The organism is Arthrobacter sp. MYb23 (genome assembly GCF_002979775.1).
In the GTDB taxonomy this organism is placed as follows: Bacteria; Actinomycetota; Actinomycetes; order Actinomycetales; family Micrococcaceae; genus Arthrobacter.
Genome location: NZ_PCPR01000003.1, coordinates 216,598 through 233,844, shown reverse-complemented (window position 1 = coordinate 233,844; position 17,247 = coordinate 216,598). Strand labels below are relative to the sequence as shown.

Below are 17,247 nucleotides of genomic sequence, written 5' to 3'. Positions count from 1 at the left end.
AGCGTTGTTTTCCCGCTGTCCAATCCTTCGACACACAGGGACTTCACCAACAGTTCAGGATCAAGTGCCGGGGTGTGCTCGTAAAGAGCACCACCTCGGTGCCTTTTTTCTAGCGGGCGTTAGCGGTTAAAGCGGTCCAAGCGCAACGTAGCTGTTGCCCGATGCGCCTCCATGCCTTCGAACTCGGAGATCGTAGCAACGTAGTTCGCAAGCCGCGGCGTAGCTTCCTTCTCAATACGCTGGTAGGTGAGCGGCTTAAGGAAGCGCGAAACAGACAATCCGGCCGATGAACGTGCGCCTCCCCCGGTGGGCAGGACGTGGTTGGTTCCCGCGATACCCTTGTCCGAGTAGGCCACGGTGGACCAGGGGCCGATGAAGATGGAACCGTAGTTCTTCAGGTTTTCGTGGTAGTAGCTGTCTTCCTTGGTCTGGATTTCCAGATGTTCAGGCGCCAAGGTGTCCATGATTTCGATGGCGGTTTCGCGGTTCTCGGCAACATAGACGGTGCCGTAGTCCCTCCACGCTGGACCTGCGATGTGCTTGGTCGCCAGCGTCTCCAACTGCTTGTCGATGTGACGGATGACGTCCTCACCGAAGGAGCGTGACGTGGTTACCAGGGAGGCCGGGGACAGGGGACCGTGTTCGGCCTGGCCGAGAAGGTCGGCGGCGACAATCTCCGGATCCGCGGTTTCGTCAGCGATGACGGCAACTTCCGAGGGGCCAGCGAGGAGATCGATCCCGACGCGGCCAAAGAGCTGGCGCTTGGCTTCGGTGACGTACGCGTTCCCCGCTCCGACGAGGATGTCAACGGGCTGCTCGCCCAGAAGACCGAAGGCCATCGCGGCCAAGGCCTGAACGCCCCCGACTGCGAAGGCACGGTCGACGCCAGAGAGGTATGCGGCGTGGAGAACGGCGGGGTGACCGGCCGTGGCGCTGGTCGGCGGGGTGCAGGCGATAACCGTGGGAACGCCTGCTGCTTTCGCTACTCCAACGGTCATAAAGGCGCTGGCCAGGATGGGGAACTGGCCGGCGGGCAGGTAGGCCCCAACGCGGGGCACCGGAATGTACCGCTGGCCGGCGAAAACGCCGGGAAGGATCTCCGTGTCAAAATCGGTGAGGTGCTCACGCTGTTCGATGGCGAAAAGGCGGGTACGCTCAGCGCCCGCAGCGAGTGCCTCACGGAGCCCCGGGGATAGCTTGTCTCCGGTCTTGGCTAGATCAGCACCGCTGATCTCGATGTCCGATCCTTCCCAGCCGTCCAGCTTCTGGGAGTACTTAATGACGGCGTCAACGCCGTTCTTCTCGATGTCGCTGAGCATGGTCGAAACCGTTTCAATGACAGCGGGAAGACGCTGTGCCGGCACCCCTCCAACGGCCGGTTCCTTGAGGGCTGTGAAAGTTCCGTGGATGTAGGCCTTGTCGGCCTCGTTGATCTGCATTGAACAAACGTTAGGGAGCCGCCGCATATCGCGCAACCTTATATTCTACGATCAGAGGCATAGGAGGGCCCTATGTGTCTGAATCAGCTTTAGGGCCTTCATCCTTGATCTCTAGCGAAATTCTGGCATCACTTGGCTGCCGCTAGCTGAGTCGCTATCTACAAGCGGACGTGAGATTTTTCAAGAACTTTCTCTCGCGGACCCCATATGTAAAGGCTGAGTCATAGGCTTCCCTTATGACTCTTACTCAACTTCGGGCATTTCTAGCTGCCTACGATCTTGGATCCTTCACCGCCGCTGCGGCGCTGCTGGAAACGTCCCAGGCGTCGGTCTCGGAGCTCATGAGCCGCTTGGAACAGGAGATAGGGCTTAGCCTGTTTACCAGAGGCGGACGCCGCCTGATTCCGACGAATGCCGCGATAGAACTGCGGGACCATGCCCGACAAACCGTCACGTCATTCGACAACGGGTTGCAGGCTTTGAATTCCATCTCTTCTCTGGAGGGAGGAGTCTGTACGTTCGGCGTTCTTCGGAACGCCGGCTACTATGACCTGTCAGATCTGGTGCAGCGGTTCCACAAGCGGTACCCCAAAGTAAAGGTTCGGCTTGTGGGCCTGAACTCCTCGCTGGTCGCGGAGTCCGTAGCGAATGGGGAGATCGAGGCGGGATTGGTTGTGTTGCCAGTCGCCGAGAAGGGTCTGATCGTAAAGCCCCTGTTTCGTGACGAAGTCCTTTACGTGTCCTCTAGCCGAAGCCCGAGGCGCGGGGCAATGACCATCGACGAATTCTCACAGTCGAAGATTGTTTTATACGACGCCTACGCCGGATGGAACGATCCGACCCGCAAGCAGATCCAGGAGCGGGCACAGTTACGCGGGCTAAAGATCGATCCTGCCATCGAGGTCGAGCATGTAGAGACAGCCCTGGCCTTGGCCGGGTCCGGGGCTGCGGACACCATCGTGTGCCGCACAATAGCCGAGGGTCCGGCGTTCCCAAAAAACCTCAAAACCGTGCCCTTTTCTGAGCCGCTTTACGACACTCTGGCCCTGATCCAGCGGGAGTCCTCCTATCTGTCGCCTGCAGCGCGGCGAATTGCTGAACTCACCGAAAGGACACTTTTGGCCAAGGTAGCCCCGGACCGCAGGATCAGCGTATTGGGCTAGCGTCGGGCGCCTCTGAAGAAAGCCTTGACTTCCGGATCTTCAAGAGTAGGCTAACGTCTGTTAGCCAAACAAACGTTAGTCAATTTTCCAGAGATCAGGCCCAGCAATGAAGCGGATAGCAGCATCTCAAAGTATCGGCAGGTTGGACGGCAAGGAAATGGGCAGAAAGATGGCTGGCCGGAGCCCAGAAGTCCAACGCCTCCTCACGGCACCGGCACCCTGGCGACGGGCCTCCACCCGTAGAGCAGAAATGACAGATGTGGTAGTCCAGAAATGGGACTGCCACATCTGGCCCGACTGCCTCGACTGATGCCGCTGGTTCCAGAATGCGGGGGGCCGGCAACGTACAGCAGCAAACCTTGTCGAGCGAACTAGGATTGCTCGTCAAAGTGAATAGCGACATCCGCCACGACCACCCTCGGATCTCCATGCTGTCGGCGACGGCGAGGTGGGAAGGAATTCCAGAGTTTGATCCGCACAGAATCGTTCAATTGCCCGGTCGGGAGCATTCTGATGATCTCTTCAAGGTTTGGGACCGCATCGCTGAAGACCTTGACTCCTATTCAGGCACTCGTTCTGGGAGCAACAGGCTGAACGGAAATCGGGCTGGGTCCGCAACGAAAGACTGAGCGCGGTCCACGCATACCGCGAGATGCCTCATCTGGCAAGAGCCTTCTCGGGCCGATGCATGCCGCCCGGGGCGTCCCAGCGACAAGAGTGGAAGGTAAGAAATGATGAAAACTGCGTTGGACTCCGGACCGCCAGGGAGGCGAACCCCCTTACGTCAGAGCGACAATACAAACGACCCTTCCGGGGTGGTTGAAGTGTGCGTCGACAATGCAGCGGAATTGGACGATGCGCTCAATGATGCCGTTGCGCTTGTACTCGAAGCCGCCACGGAATACAGAACGGGAGTCATGGTAACCCGTGTGGACGTAGGCAAATACGTCGTACAGGCCGATCGTGACGTACCTGCCGGGCTCATTCGTCAGCGCCACGCACGAAGTCCAATGGATGCAAAGGGGTAAGCTCCGGCATTCGTCCTTCTATGTCGGCGATGTGCTGCGTCTCGCGGCGGACGGACGATGGCGCTTCTCAGTTGCCGTCCTGGGACGATGCGGCGCCTAGCTGTGGGCTTGGCTTCCTTCAGCGATTTTGGCTTTCGCCTCGTCCCGGCGACGGCGAAGGTGGACGAGGCTTTCCTCTAGCGCACTGACTTCCCCGAGCCAGTGATGATCGCGAGCTTCGACGAGGCGCTCTTGGGCGTTGTTGGTCATGTCCTCCAGACGGCCGGCCTGGGCAGGATCGACTTGCAGGAAGCGGCATTTGACGCAGGCATGTTCGTGCACGCAGGGCGTGGCATAGGGTCGGTGACAGGTGCCCAGAGCAACGCGTCGCAGGAGGAAGTGTTGCTCGAACTCTTCCCATTCGTTCACGGAGGCGTGCCTGATTTCGTGCCCAGGCCGCGTCTGCCGTCGCCGTTCAATAAAGGCGTGATGGGCTTGGATGACGTGTTCGGGAAAGACCGCTGTATAGCCACGGGTGGTTTCCAGGTTGAGGTGCCCTAGCAGGGTTGACACGATGTGCAGCGGCAGACCGGACCCGACCATTTCGGTGGCGAACAATCGCCTGAAATCGTGGGGGGTGAACGTTATGGGCGACCCGCCATCGTTTAGTCAGGCATGGGATGCAATGTCGACGAGCAACCTCCGGACATATTGATAGGACAGGACGTTCTGGGTCGGTCCAACGAGTCTGGCGAATAAGTGGGGCAGCATTTCACTGAAGGTCTTGTCATTGGGGTCGTAGCGGCTGGACAGGGGAACCGCCTTGCTTGTTCCGCGGGCTCGGCGTTGAGCCTCAACCAAGATTTTCACGAGTTCCGGTGACATAGGGATCAGGCGTTCCTGGTCGTTCTTGGACGGGACGATGTGCAGGAGCGGCACTATGGTGTTGGTGGTCGGAGCCACATAATGATGCAGGGACAACTGCGTGAGTTCGAGTAACTCTTCGATCCGCACCCCGTCTCTTTGAACGTCGCAGCCACAGCCCACCCCCAAAAACCGTCAGCTTCCACCGCCGTGATGTCGGCACGTTTTCCGACAGGAACCGGAGGTGTGGCCTCGTCATCCGCTGCAAGCACCTCAGCCCAAGTTCGTACTCTGACGTCGATTTTCGTGCGCACCGGAGGGTCATGACGGCGGTAAGTCACACCATCAACGGTAAAGACTTCACCGTGGGTCGCAGAAAGCGCGCGTTCCAGCAGTTTGGCGCCTTTCTCGCGGAGGTCTTCGGCCGAACGCATGAAGGCTGGCAGCAACGGTGTCAGAGCCCTGGTGCGTTGTTGCATGCGCGCCACAACTTGCCGTCTTTGCTTAGACGCTGCTTTTGAGTCCGCCCGCGGAAGTGGGATGGGAGCGACCCAAACCGCCCAGCGTTCCGGTTGCTCATGGGACCATTCGGCAAGATCTCTATAGAGGGCCCGGACAGCAAAGTACGTTGAGTCGGTTTCGCGTCGTGGCAACCCCTCCAAGGTGACTTTCACACGCTCACGCCACTCGGCGGCGACCTGCGGAGTCAAGCGAAGGTTTTCCTGGGCGGGGTTGATCGCGAGAACTTCGGCCCAGAACAGCCTGACGAGCCGGTAGGCAAGGCCTTCCAAGGAGCTGTAGTCCATGTTGGGTTTGAGTTCTTCGAGGTAGTCGATCAATAATTTCCGAACCCCTGACTCTGGGATCCCATACCGCCCGACCAAGGTTTCCACGGTATGACGGCGGTTGGCGACGTTGGCATGCCAAGCCGCCCGCAAGGTGGGTAGCTCCCCGGCCAAGGGTCCGAGCGCAACCAATAGTTCCCATGCCAGGTGCTCCTTGGCATGACGCTGATTCATCCGAGCCGTATGCGAATAGGCCAGTATGTCCTCCCCTGTGAGCTGACCGATCCTCTTTCCAGTCCTCACCAGAATTCGAGCTATGGCGTTTTCAGCGTTGCGGCGGACCAGTTCGTGAGCGGCGCGGTACTGGGGCAGGGCCCGCATCCGGGCTGTTTGCTCAGGTTCGGCAACGTCGAGGAACGTGCCTGCGCCGCGGCTGTTTTGCCACTGCTGCGCTGAGAACAACCATTCATAGGAGGGGCGGACGAGTCGCGCTCGGACAAGGCTTGTCATGCCCAGACTGATGAGCTGTCGGCGCAGCCGTAGGCGCTTGCTCAGTTCGTCAAGGCCAGTCTTTGGCGCCTCATCCAGCCCTGAGGCGAACCATCGTTCGTCCCAGGTTTCACCAGGGAAGTCTAAGAGCCAGTTCAGTAAGGATTTGGCGGCCTGCCGGCATTTCTTCTTGAAGGCCGGGCTCTTGCCGTAGTTCATACTTGTGCTCACAACCCAGGCAAATGCGTCGTTGGCGGCGAGTGTCTGCAGCTCTCGAAATTGCCATTGTTGGTCCTGCGGGCCAAGTGTTCCGCCGTCGAATGCTTGGCGTGCCCGTATCCGGTTGTCCTTCCTGAAGGGGTTATCGGCGGCCACCCGGAGTCCTTTTGCAGTGTTGTATGTTTGGGTGGCAGCGATTTGGGCCGGGGATCGGGAATCCTTGACTGTGCCGGAACCGGTCATTCGGCCAGTCCCAGCAGTTCGCGCAGAGCCGCGCTGTCGTACTCGGGCTCGATGCCCGGCGATGTGGGTTTAGGTCGGGCGTAGTGTTCGAGAACCTTTTGCAACACGTCCTCCATCCGTGGCTGAGTGTAGATCGTTGTGGTGGTTACGTTGACGTGCCTCAGCACAGTTTGAACGTCCACCAGTGTGAAGGCCGGGTCCGCGATCATTCGCTCAGCTGCTGTGTGTCGCAGGTCGTGCAACGTCCAATTTGAGCCGAGTCCTTCTTGGGCCCGGGCGAACATCCGGCGTGCAGCACCATAGGTCAGTGGCCTGCGGTTCTTCGGATGCAAGGTCCACCAGACAGGTTCTCCCGGTGAAGCCGGCTGGCCTTCCTGCATATACAGCGCAAGCCACACGAACGAATCTGAACTGGCAGGGACAACATCGCGGTTCCGGGTGCCTTTACTCGTTACAACAAAGGTGTGCTCACCAAAGTCATAGTCACCGTGGCGCAGGCCCAGGAGTTCTTCGGCCCTGACTCCGCTGCTCAACCAAAATGACAGCAGAGCCCGGTCACGGTGGTGTTTCAGCCCGCCGAAAATCGAGGCAGCAGCATCCTCAGGGATCCCACGCCAAGCCGGCTTCGGCACGCGCTGCCGATAGGTCCCCCGTCTGGACTGGCGGAACTGATCCATGGGATTGTGATGAGAGTAGGGCCGTGACCGGGCACTTTTCCGTCGGGGCACGGGATTCACCAACGGCCCGAGATTCATCTCCAGGGCGAAGTCGTAGAAACTCGACAGAACCGTGAGCTGATGGTTAATCGAGTTCGCCGAGAACGTCATCCCAACTCCTCGTTTCCGCGTCACAGAATTCATCGCAGCAGGATTCTCAGTACCCCTGCGCAGCGCGTTGGCTGTCGGGGAAGACCTCATGTACTCCACAAGCGCCCGGACATCCAGCCGCTCAGCCCTCTCCCACGCCACATACCTTTCATGAAGAAACCTGAACCAACGAAGCAAGTCGTAGGCGTAACTGCGCAACGTTGCCTGCGAACAATCAGAGGCCAACAGATCGCGCAGAAATGACGAAGCGACTTCGTGTTCCGTCTCCGGGAAAATCACACGGTACGGCAAGCCAGATTTCGATTTGATGACCCTACCCAAGTGACCTGTCATGGATCCAGCTTCCCTGCCATTGATGGCCAAAAGACCAACACAAAGTGCAGTTAACAAGCAATATGTTCTGCGCGTAAATACCCAGGTCGGGGTCTCGTCCTCGGGCTCGATGTTCAAGGCGTAGCGTTCGGACTCTACTGGCTGACAGGCAGGAGCTCTGCATCCCAACAGCGGCGGATCCAGCTGAACGAGAGCTCAGTCGTCGTCCAGGATCTAACTGGCGGTCCGACGGACGAGCTTCGGCACTACACAGCGGCCGTTCGGGACTCTCACGCGGTGATACTGGGAAACGGAAGCCACGTTGAAGAAATCTGGGATGACGTTCAGACGGACACCACCTTTGAAGAGGCCCATCGAAAAATCGACTACGAACCCGATCCCCGGATTTACACCCCACGCATCTCAGCAACAGCGGCCTTGACTCGCAAGGGCGCTCAAGGTTTCGTGACGGCCGGCGCTGTATCAGACCCGCACTGGCCACGCATCACCCAGCACAGGACCTTACACATCGAGAGCCCGGCCCCAGGGCAAGGGCAGCTCGTCACCACCTACGTCGGCGATTTGGACTCTCCCCAACCAAATGGAAACCCCGTGGTGGTAAGGGTCGAGTCCGGGTGGGAGTCCATAGTGTCAGAACTTTGGGCAGTGCTCGACCCGAACCTGAAGGTTGCTGTCGGGGCCTTCCCGCTACAAGACGCGAGCTTCCTGTCCGAAATCGTGAAAAAGAAGCACTAATAGACGCGCATCAAAACCTCAAACTGAACCGCGGCAGGAGAGGCTAAATGAAGCAACCACTTGTTTCCGGCCCACACGGGCGGCAATGCCACCCTTCTTCGGCAGGCTGCTTCAATCGCTCGTTCAAGGGAAATCCAGGAACGAGACTGATCTTCTAAGTCAGTTTGTTTCCTTGCCCGGATGGCAGGTTGGGAGGGGAGCCTCGTCGGACATGCACACGACTCACTTAGCCCCTTATCGGTGCGGCGTTAGTCTAAGGCAGGGCCGGCTTAAGGCAGCATCGTCGCATTCTCCTACAGCGGCCGTCCCCGCCAAGACTCTTGGTCCACGCGCCTCACCTGCCCAGCCGGGAACCACTCAACGTGATAGACGCGCCTGTCGTCCACCCACTCGACCAGCCCAAAGGTCCTCGTGTATTTGATGGCCCGACCATAGATCTCCCCCACCCGAACCAGCGGCTGCCTTCCAGGCTCCAGCTCAGTGATCTTGCCGTCGTCAGGCTTGGGGTGGCTATTGTCGGCGTCAATCTGCGCCATCATCCGGGCGAAAGCGGTGGAGTCTTGCTTCGGTCTCATAGCAACAAGACTAGAACATATATTCGAACGCGCATCCTGAGCACAAGTAGGAGCCCACGTCTCAACAATCGAGACGTGGGCCAGAAACCGCGAAAACCGGTCAGACCGTCATGTCATTCACCGGAGCTCCGCCTAAAGGGGACGCCACCACCGGCCCCTTCGTGGTCACGTTGTACGCGGGCCAGCCAGTCGCCGTCGTCGCTTGTGGCCCTGTAGCCTCTACGGCCGCCTCGGGCTCGGCAACTGTCCGTGCGGAGCGTTGATACGTCGCCGTGCCAAAGCGTAGGTCGGGACCGATAGTGTCAGCGATGATCCGCCGGGCTTCGCGCCGTTCGCCGTCCTTGTCGTACGAACGGAACTCAAGCTCCCCCGATACAGTCACTGGGTCGCCCTTCTTCAGAGAAGTAGAAGCGTTCTCCGCGAGCATCCGGAACGCAGACACGTTGTGAAAGACCGGTTCGCCGTCGCGCCAGGTACCGTCAGGATTCTGAATCCGCTGGTTCACGGCAACGCGGAGTTTCGCGTGCGGAGTACCGGATTCCCCGATGGTCAGTTCGGGATCTGCGACCAGGTTCCCCGCGATAGTGATCGGGATCTTTGTATTCATGATGGGTTACCTTCCTTAGTCGACGGGCCTCTCCCGACGGACATCTGCGCTTTCAGGGACCAGCTATCTCAGGACCGTTCAATGAAGCATTCGGTCCAGGGACGCCGGCGTACGTCGGATTGTGCGCAACGGACCGGTCAGCACTGGCGGTAGCGAACTTCCCTCCGAACCCCGGAGGATCCGAGACTGCCAGGATCCCCTTGGTTGCCGCGGTCACCCGGCCCAGCACTGATTTGGCTATGTCAACACGCGACGTCGGCATCCAGCCTTCCGAGGAATCGTGCTTCAAGTCCTTCTCCGCACGGATCACAGCGTCTGCCCAGCCAGCAAGATAGGACGCTGATTGCGGTCCACGATCGATGCCGTGGGCCCGCAGGACGGTATAAGCAACCGATTCGGCTTCCACTTCCGCCAAGCCGCGATGGTTGGCGCTGCTTCCATACAGCCGTCCCAAGCGGTCGTCTGGTCCGTGCAAAAGGACGTGTCCGAGTTCGTGGGCAAGAACCGCTACCCGCTCCTCGTCGTTCATCCAGGCACCAACTTGAATTCGACGGGCATCAAAGTCGGTAAAGCCACTGGTGTAGCCCTGCTGAAATCCCGACACCTCAACCCGGAAGTCGTGTTCCTTCGCAACGTCTCGCAGGGAACTCCACAGATCACCCACGTCCGCCCCACCTTGAGCATCCGCGCGAGGCACCAGCAGCGGCGTGCCCTCCGTTTGGGTGACATCGAAGACAGCCTGCCCGCGCCACCCTGTGATCACGTTCTTCTTACCTCTGCTGACAGCATCATCAGGTGCAGTCTGATTCGCTGGCACGAGCTTGCGCTGCCCGTCGGCCAGAATCAGCTCCTGCATCGAGGCCGTCCGCGGCGCGATCACCCAGAGCGCGTGCTCTCCTCGTAGAACCGTTCGCCCATGCCGGGCCCACTCTTTGTAGCCCGCCACTAGAGTCGGCTCTTGGGTACCGCGCTGCGCCATCTGCATCATCAGCAGGGCGACGTTACCTCCTGAATAGCGCCACAGGGTTGCTGAGGCGTCGAGTAGAACCTGCCAGCGCATGGGCGACTCAATGGCTTCCTCAAGGGCTGTGTGAAGTCCCCTGGTCAGGTCGGCTATGCGCTCCTCAGGTGACAGGCGAACGTTCGACGGCGGCGCGGCGGCTTCTTCAGCCCCGCTTGAGTCAGGATTCAGTTCAGATGCAGAGGCCACGACAGCCATCCTTCGTGCTTCTAGACAGCCCTAAAAAGGGATCACCTATTCATGTCGAGCGAACGTAGCAACGGCATGACGAAATCAGCTGCGGGCCTGGTGGGTGCCCAGCTTCCAGTCCTCGAAGTCCGGCACTGCCGGCACGAGCCTCACGACGGGTTCCTTGTGACTCTGCAACCCGACGCACCCGGCCGTCCGCGTGTGGGTTCGGAGACGTTCGACGCCGTGGGGCAGCCTCTCGTGGAACGCCAGCGGACCGAATCCCGAGTCATCTGACGTGAAGGAAGCCGCTTCCGCACGCTGAAGCGCATACAGTTCGGCCACGATCTCCGAGTGCCGCCACCAACAGTCCGGTACCACCGACGTCGTCAGCTGATACGTCGCAACGAACCAGCGAACCCAGTCGAAGAGGCTCTGCCACACCACCTCTGCCTGCGCCGATGACATGTCCCGCCATCGATGGGTCACGCCGACGCTGTGCGGCGACGACTGGAATGAAGACCGGAACAGTTCTGCGGTTAGTTCGTCATCTAAGTCTGATACCCGCCCAACCTCGAAGTCAGAATCGTCGGCCTGGGTACTCATGAATCAGCCTCGCTGTTCGCTTCCTGCCGACTCAGGTGGCCAGCAGCCAGCTCTCGCTCGGTCTCCAGCTTCGATCGCCCTAGCTCAGCGGCGTCCTTGCGTCTATGCCAGTCACGCAAGTCCAAGAGGATCGGACGAGTTCGTCGGCCGAGCATGAGCGCCGTACCAACAGGAAGGCGCCGGATCTCATCCAGACGGATCACCGGACTCTCTCGAATCTGTTCGCCGTCCTGGCGTCCTTGAGAAGACCAGGAACGAGTGTTGAGGATCAGGCTCCGCTCCCCCAGCAGACCCTCCAACGAGCGCAGGTCACGCTCATCCGAACCTCCGCCGAAGATCACCTTGATGATCGCGGAATCCCAGATGGTGGCTGCCTCCTCGATGGACCATCCACTCCGTGCCTGTGAAAGGGATTGCAGAACCACAAGAGTGGAGATGCCAATACCGCCACCATCAGAGAGCACCACAGGCAGACCGGGCCACGGCGACAGATTCGCTATTTCGTCGAGGATGAGGGAAAGCGGTGGATCGAGTCGGCCTCCAGGTGCGACGAAGGCCAGCTCTCGCGCGGCGTTGTCGATGTCGTCGATTAGAGCGGACAGGTAGGGGCCAGCGGCCGCCGCCCCAGAGCGTGTGCCAATAAGGTAGAGCGTCCCCCGTTGCCTGATGAAGGCTTTGGGATCAAACTCTTGAGCTTCGTCTTGTGGGTTCAGCGCCGCTAATACCCTCGGAGACGAGAGTGGAGCCACTGCGGCTGAGACCCCAATCCAGGAGTTGGAGGTGTTCCGTGGGTCGTCTTCCAAGATCCCCATCAGATCTGCCTGCCAGCCCAGCGCAGCACCGGGACGCCCCAGAATATCCAGCGCCTCTCTGGCCAACACCGGACTGGACGACCATCGACGGAATGCTGCGATTCCTTCCCCGGATAGCGCAGCCGCATGGAGCAGGCACTGCAGCACGATCAGCGAGCGCTTTTGCCACGCGGCATTCTCACCCTTCATCTCTGTATCTGCGGTGATGACAAGAGCCCTTCGGGTTGCGATATCCGGGTCACCGCAACCACGTACCGGTGACCAGCGCAGAGTCGACGGCAGACCCGACATTCCCTGAGGATCAAAGACTGTGACCGGCCGCCCATCAGACATCCGCGCTCGCATAGTGACCACCAGGTTGTCGGCTCGCGTGGATGTGGTGACAACAGCACCGGGCGCGTCGAGAATCGCGTTGATGACCACGTATAGCCCCTTGCCCGAGCGAGGAGCCCCTTGAATGACCATCGACTCTTCGGTGGAAACATGGATGGTCACTCCACGGGAACGCCCAAGTGTCCATGACACATCGTGAATGCTCGGCTTGCTGAGGCCTGGCCGAGTGAATTGCCCACGCTTGCGAACCGCCCTGGCTCCGAAATCCCGAAGTATCTCTGCCCGACCGGCCACGCCGTCCCTGCTCAGGATGTCCTGGCGTAGCCATGCGCCGGACTGTTTCCAGGTTCTCCATACGAAGGCCGCGGTGGCTGCGAGCGCCGCAAGCAACGTGAGGACGACTCCCACAATCCACCAGACTGCAGCCATGTCCAAGGTGCAGTTTCGGGAGGTACCTAGAATCCAGTCCTGTCGGCCGGCGATCAGACCTACGCCGGCAGCGGGGTTGAAGTACGACTGCGGCCTCCCGCCACAGCGCCCGGCGCCGGCAAGCTGCGCGGCTGCTTGGACCAAGAGGCAGAAAGCCATGTATCCGGTCAACGCCCATAGTCCGGCCGAGACCAAAGGACTACTGTTACCCGATCTCGTCCTCACAGGTGCATCCGGTCGTCAGTGCCAAAGACTTCTAGCTCGTCCGTGGTCACTCTGTTCGCGACTATGAACGAGCGGTTTCCCACCTTCCATAGCCCAACGCCCTTGGGAAGGTTCTCAACGTGCTCGCACTCAGCTTCAGTAAGGCCCAGGGCTTCCTTGGTCAGGCGCATGGCATCATGCTTCTGGCGATAGATAATGCGTGTGTCGGCTTCCGTCAGCAGCCCTAAGGCTTTCTGACGGTGACCGCTGGTGCTGTCTCCAATCTCATTGAGGTCAGCCACTTTGTGCATGATGAGGAGGTTCGCAATCCCGTAGGTTCGAGCAAGACGCCATTGCTCGCTCATCTTGGCCAACATGTAAGGATCGGCGAGCATCCGCCAACCCTCGTCGTACACCACAAGCCGCTTGCCGCCGTCGGGGTTTGTCACTGCAGCTTCCAACCAGGTGGCACTGCAAGCCGCGGCGAGCGACAACGCTTGCTCGGACGCACCGATGAGCGCGGAAGTGTCCATGACCATCATTGGCGCGTCGGCGTCGAAGGCCACCGTGGACGGCGCATCGAACATGCCCTCCAAGTCGCCTGATACTGTGCGCCGCAGCGAGTGACTGACCGATGCTCCGCCATCTTTACCGACAAGGGCGAGCGTTTCCGCGGAAGGGCTCAGGAGGTGGTCCAGCACCATAGGGAGGGTCGGCGTCGAGTTTTCCGCGGTGGTTTCCATAAGCGCCATGTCCAGAGCGGTGTGCTCAACGGGATGCAACGGAGTGCCCTGACGCATGAGAGACACCAGGGCCACAATCAGTTGCCGACGCCGCTGCCGGACGACAGCCTTCCACTGAGTGTCCGATAGCGAGCTCGGCCGTGGACCTGCATCCAGAGGATTGACACGTGCCGTGCGCCCTGGGCCGACGGAAATGACCTTGCCGCCGACGGCATTGGCCACTGAAACCCATTCACCCTTTGGATCCGACGCCACAGCCGCTTTCCGTCCCAACGTGATGGAGCGGGCAACCAGGGACTTCCCACACATGGATTTACCGGTGCCAACTGTGCCAATCACTACGATCGAAGGACCGCTGATAATTCCCTTGTCGTAGAGGATCCACGGATCGTAAGAAAAGGCTCCCGAACCGAAGACGTCAGTTCCTATGTAGGTTCCCTCGTGGCCAAGTCCTGACTCCGTGATGAAGGGGTAGGCCGCAGCGAAGGTCATTGTCGAGGCGCGGTGAGGTGCCGGCCGCAGTCTATGCGGTCCCCATAGTGACTGCGGTTCCCTGCTCCCCCAGTCACCGACAAGGCGCTCGCGGTCGCCGCGTCGCTCCAAGGCTTCGTCGATCCGCTGGCCGAGTTTGCGCCGCTGCGGCAACGACTCAGCGGTTGCCGCCTTTCTGAGACTCTTGCGTTCGGCGCGAGTGCCCGACGGCGTATAGGTCACCTCTTGGTTCTTGAGGCTCATCGCAATCCCCTCCCGAGAGGCAACCCACCGGCAATGAAGGCTGCCCACTGCTGCCCCGCCAGCAATCGAAGTTCGACGAACGCGCCGGCTGCTGCGGACTCGAGTTCGTGGCGGTGTCGGGCCAGATCCTCCAAGGACGCTGCGGTAATGGTCACGAAGGCGGTCGGACGTACATCGCCATGTCCGGCAACGATCTCTTCTTCCCGTTGCGATACTTCTTCTTCCTCGGCTCGCTGCTCCCTCGTGGTGGGTCGATCGAAGCGGGCGTTGATCCTTCGGCGCGTTTCGTGGGCTTCCTGGGCTGATCGGATGTCGCGCAGCGCCTCCAGGGTCGGCACAGCGCGAATCACCTGCGTGACTGTATGCCGGAAGTCCCCGACGTAAACCAGCGGGTGCAGGAAGCCGGGATACACCTTTTGCCGCGGCCATTCTGCGACCCAGAAAGTCTGGTGGAATCCGGAGTCTGTGCGGAGGTACGTCCAGTGTTCCTCGAGGGCCATTGGACTTGAACTCAGTCGCCGTTGCTTGCTCGGTTGGGAATCCTGCGGCTCACTGTCATTCTTCACCGACCCGCGGGAGACCGTTTCAGGATCAAAGGAACCCCTGAATACCTCAAGTAGTCGGGATTCCGAAAGCCACTCGTCCACCCGGACTCCATGAGTTGCCAGGGATGTAGTGATGGCCTGCACCTCCAAGCGCAGAACACGCTCCAGTCCGCCTGTGCCTCCGCCAGATTCCTTGATGCGCCTCCTCGACTTGGCCGTATCCACCACAACGGACAACAACACGTCGTGACTCATGGCGGATCCAGCTGCGGCTATCAAGTCCTGGTAAGCCACCTCACCCCAAGATTTGCCACCGGGTCGGCCGCCAATTTGCACGATGGTGTGGTCGTAGAAGTCTTGGAGTGCCGACGAAGGGTACGGAACCGTGTAATCCTGAACGGCGATTCTTGCTATGTCCGATCGTTGCGCGAGCCCGGCTTGTACCCGTGACCATGCCTGGGCAGCCCACGCTTTGTCATCGTCGTCGAGGAGAGCGAAGGACCTGGTGGTACAACGCAAGACGACTGTCGCTTCCTTACCCTGAGGGTCGACGATGAAGCACTCTCCACGTCGGGTCATCTGAAGCTTGAGACTGCCGAGTCCACCTGGCAGCGCAAGCTTCCCTGCTTTCAATGCCTTCTCAGGGCGGGCGAGGTATCGGGTTTGCCCCAGGATCACTCGAACGAAGAACAGCGTGATGAGGCTGACCCATATGGGATACGGGATACGAGCGTGTTGGAGCACCCCCAAGAGCATGAGCAGCAGCCAGATGGGACTCATCGTCGTCAGTCCGACCGGGCCTCCCGTTGCAGAGGCGATAATCGCCGTCAGGATGCCGAGGGCCAGCAACACAAGCTGGTACCATTTAAACCCCATAAAAATGCCGCGGCGCTCGTATCGGGGAAATTTGACGGCCTCAAGGGCCCGGGAATCTTCAGTCATGGGGTTTCTCCGGAGGGAAATGCCCCTCAGAAGCCTTGGGCCTGATGGGCGGCAATTGGGACGCGGGCAGCGTGCTGCCGGGACTTCGCACGTCGGGCAGCCGAATGGTGCTGGTGTGGTTTGACTTTGGCGGTCCGGCGGCCGGGTTCCGGGCTATCGGCGAGGGCGTCGCAGACGAAGCTTGTTTGCTCTGCTCGGTGACGACTTCTCCACTCACCACGTCGTCCTGCCTGGCGGCGACTCCGCGGGCAGAGTTTGCTCCATACGATGCCGAAGCGTTTTCACCTGAGGTGAGTATCGGCGTCGTGCTCGTCAGGCTACGCGGCAGGGGCAGCGAAGGTGCCAGCGTGCGCGTGGGGGTGTCTCTGCGACTTGAGGGAATTGGTCGAGCCAGTGACGATCTCCCCAGCATTGATGCAATCGTCATGCGGCCACCGAGTTGCCGGCTGAACTGCCTGGAGGCAACGCTGCTGCTGCGAGCAAGAACGTGGCCGCCGCCAGCGGTTTGAGCCGCAGCTGCCAGTTCGCCACCCGCAAAGCTCACCAGCCTCAGCGCCATCAATGGTGCACCGCAGGCCAGAACCATTCCGACAGTGCCGGCGGCCAGCCCTGCAAAGGACGTCGAGTCCGCGAATAGTTTGATCGCCGCTGCAAGAACCGTCGCGGCCAGAGGTTTCGCCAGCAAGAGCGCCACGACGACTTCGCACCACCGCCCGGCCCAGGCCTTTGACTTCTCCCAGGGCATCATCATGAGGGCGACCGGTGCGACAGCCGCGAGGACGGCGAGGGCGAACGTTCTGAAGATCATGGAGCACATGAGGATGAACGCCAGGATCCACACGACGATGACTGCCATTACTGTCACTATCGCGCCGCCGACGGCTCCGCCTTGGTTGCCGGGCGCCAGGGAGATGACGTTCCATTCGCGCTCAGAGCCTTCGGGAGCTCGTTCGAAGCCGAAGAGCCGCATGAACACGACGTACGGGTCGGTCCCGATCGACTCCAGGAGAGCGGTCGACGCAGAGTCCGTTACTCGCGTGAGCTGTTGGACAAGGTAGACCGCCGCGGCAACCAAAGGCACCGCGGCTGCTCCCCCGACCAACGCTCTAATCAGTCGGCGAGGCTGCTGGCTAATCAGTCCGGAGAGGAGTTGAAGGATCATCACAACCACCAGCGGAGTCATCATCACAATGACCCACCAATTGGTCAGTCCGCCGATGGCAGCCCACTGCGAATCGTCGACTTCGGAAACGCTGAAAGCACCAGTGATGAACCCCCACATCCACGACGCGATGTTCTGAAGGACGTTGGCGAAGATTGAAGTAATTTGACCTTGGACGCCGTCGTTGGCTTGGGAAACCAGTCCGCAGCCCGGCGGCCACCAACCATTGAGGTCACACTCGATAGGCATGATCGCGGGCGG

General features: G+C 60.2%; 16 protein-coding genes and 1 pseudogene. 2 read left to right on the top strand and 15 right to left on the bottom strand.

Features of this window, described 5'->3' with window-relative positions; all coding sequences use genetic code 11:
* Positions 1-119 precede the first annotated feature (119 nt).
* Positions 120-1,439 (bottom strand): histidinol dehydrogenase, encoded by a 1,320-nt coding sequence (gene hisD / locus CQ020_RS05840; RefSeq protein WP_105690960.1) that lies wholly within the window; start codon positions 1,437-1,439, stop codon positions 120-122.
* Between the two features lie 236 nt (positions 1,440-1,675).
* Here hisD and CQ020_RS05835 point away from each other — a divergent pair, with 236 nt between their 5' ends.
* On the top strand, positions 1,676-2,602 hold the full coding sequence (locus tag CQ020_RS05835) for a LysR family transcriptional regulator (RefSeq protein WP_105690959.1): 927 nt from the start codon (positions 1,676-1,678) through the stop codon (positions 2,600-2,602).
* A 779-nt stretch (positions 2,603-3,381) separates the two neighbouring features.
* On the opposite strand, the gene CQ020_RS05825 is transcribed toward CQ020_RS05835, so the two are convergent.
* The 6 genes and pseudogenes from CQ020_RS05825 to CQ020_RS24725 all read right to left on the bottom strand — a co-directional run.
* Positions 3,382-3,600: a hypothetical protein gene (locus tag CQ020_RS05825; RefSeq protein WP_105690957.1), complete on the bottom strand. Its 219-nt coding sequence runs from the start codon at positions 3,598-3,600 to the stop codon at positions 3,382-3,384.
* Positions 3,601-3,726: 126 nt separating this feature from the next.
* Positions 3,727-4,257, bottom strand: a complete 531-nt coding sequence (locus tag CQ020_RS05820; RefSeq protein WP_258141736.1) for a tyrosine-type recombinase/integrase — start codon at positions 4,255-4,257, stop codon at positions 3,727-3,729.
* A 21-nt stretch (positions 4,258-4,278) separates the two neighbouring features.
* Positions 4,279-4,572 (bottom strand): hypothetical protein, encoded by a 294-nt coding sequence (locus tag CQ020_RS05815; RefSeq protein WP_105690955.1) that lies wholly within the window; start codon positions 4,570-4,572, stop codon positions 4,279-4,281.
* Complete coding sequence (locus tag CQ020_RS05810; protein ID WP_105690954.1) at positions 4,548-6,209, bottom strand: hypothetical protein; 1,662 nt, start codon at positions 6,207-6,209, stop codon at positions 4,548-4,550. The genes CQ020_RS05815 and CQ020_RS05810 overlap by 25 nt, the downstream gene beginning before the upstream one ends.
* Positions 6,206-7,036: a tyrosine-type recombinase/integrase gene (locus CQ020_RS05805; RefSeq protein WP_374955185.1), complete on the bottom strand. Its 831-nt coding sequence runs from the start codon at positions 7,034-7,036 to the stop codon at positions 6,206-6,208. The genes CQ020_RS05810 and CQ020_RS05805 overlap by 4 nt, the downstream gene beginning before the upstream one ends.
* Before the next feature lie 81 nt (positions 7,037-7,117).
* A pseudogene (locus tag CQ020_RS24725) lies at positions 7,118-7,369 on the bottom strand (site-specific integrase); the annotation flags it as partial.
* A 60-nt stretch (positions 7,370-7,429) separates the two neighbouring features.
* Between CQ020_RS24725 and CQ020_RS05800 the strand changes: the two are divergent.
* Positions 7,430-8,104: an IMP cyclohydrolase gene (locus tag CQ020_RS05800; RefSeq protein WP_105690952.1), complete on the top strand. Its 675-nt coding sequence runs from the start codon at positions 7,430-7,432 to the stop codon at positions 8,102-8,104.
* 293 nt (positions 8,105-8,397) lie between these two features.
* Here CQ020_RS05800 and CQ020_RS05795 read toward each other — a convergent pair whose 3' ends face one another.
* From CQ020_RS05795 to CQ020_RS05760, 8 genes are all read right to left on the bottom strand, one after another.
* Positions 8,398-8,679: a hypothetical protein gene (locus CQ020_RS05795; protein WP_181151771.1), complete on the bottom strand. Its 282-nt coding sequence runs from the start codon at positions 8,677-8,679 to the stop codon at positions 8,398-8,400.
* Positions 8,680-8,779: 100 nt separating this feature from the next.
* Positions 8,780-9,286: a single-stranded DNA-binding protein gene (locus tag CQ020_RS05790; RefSeq protein WP_105690951.1), complete on the bottom strand. Its 507-nt coding sequence runs from the start codon at positions 9,284-9,286 to the stop codon at positions 8,780-8,782.
* Between the two features lie 52 nt (positions 9,287-9,338).
* Positions 9,339-10,496, bottom strand: a complete 1,158-nt coding sequence (locus CQ020_RS05785) for an ImmA/IrrE family metallo-endopeptidase (RefSeq protein WP_181151770.1) — start codon at positions 10,494-10,496, stop codon at positions 9,339-9,341.
* Between the two features lie 84 nt (positions 10,497-10,580).
* Entirely contained in the window at positions 10,581-11,081 is a 501-nt protein-coding gene (locus CQ020_RS05780) for a hypothetical protein (RefSeq protein ID WP_105690949.1), read from the bottom strand.
* Complete coding sequence (locus CQ020_RS05775; RefSeq protein WP_105690948.1) at positions 11,078-12,814, bottom strand: type IV secretory system conjugative DNA transfer family protein; 1,737 nt, start codon at positions 12,812-12,814, stop codon at positions 11,078-11,080. The genes CQ020_RS05780 and CQ020_RS05775 overlap by 4 nt, the downstream gene beginning before the upstream one ends.
* Positions 12,815-12,876: 62 nt before the next feature.
* Positions 12,877-14,337 (bottom strand): ATP-binding protein, encoded by a 1,461-nt coding sequence (locus CQ020_RS05770; protein WP_105690947.1) that lies wholly within the window; start codon positions 14,335-14,337, stop codon positions 12,877-12,879.
* Positions 14,334-15,824 carry an SCO6880 family protein gene (locus tag CQ020_RS05765; protein ID WP_105690946.1) on the bottom strand — a complete coding sequence of 497 codons (1,491 nt, stop codon included), beginning with the start codon at positions 15,822-15,824 and terminating at the stop codon, positions 14,334-14,336. Before CQ020_RS05765 ends, CQ020_RS05770 begins: the two co-directional genes overlap by 4 nt.
* Positions 15,817-17,235, bottom strand: a complete 1,419-nt coding sequence (locus CQ020_RS05760; protein WP_105690945.1) for a type IV secretion system protein — start codon at positions 17,233-17,235, stop codon at positions 15,817-15,819. The genes CQ020_RS05765 and CQ020_RS05760 overlap by 8 nt, the downstream gene beginning before the upstream one ends.
* Positions 17,236-17,247 lie beyond the last annotated feature (12 nt).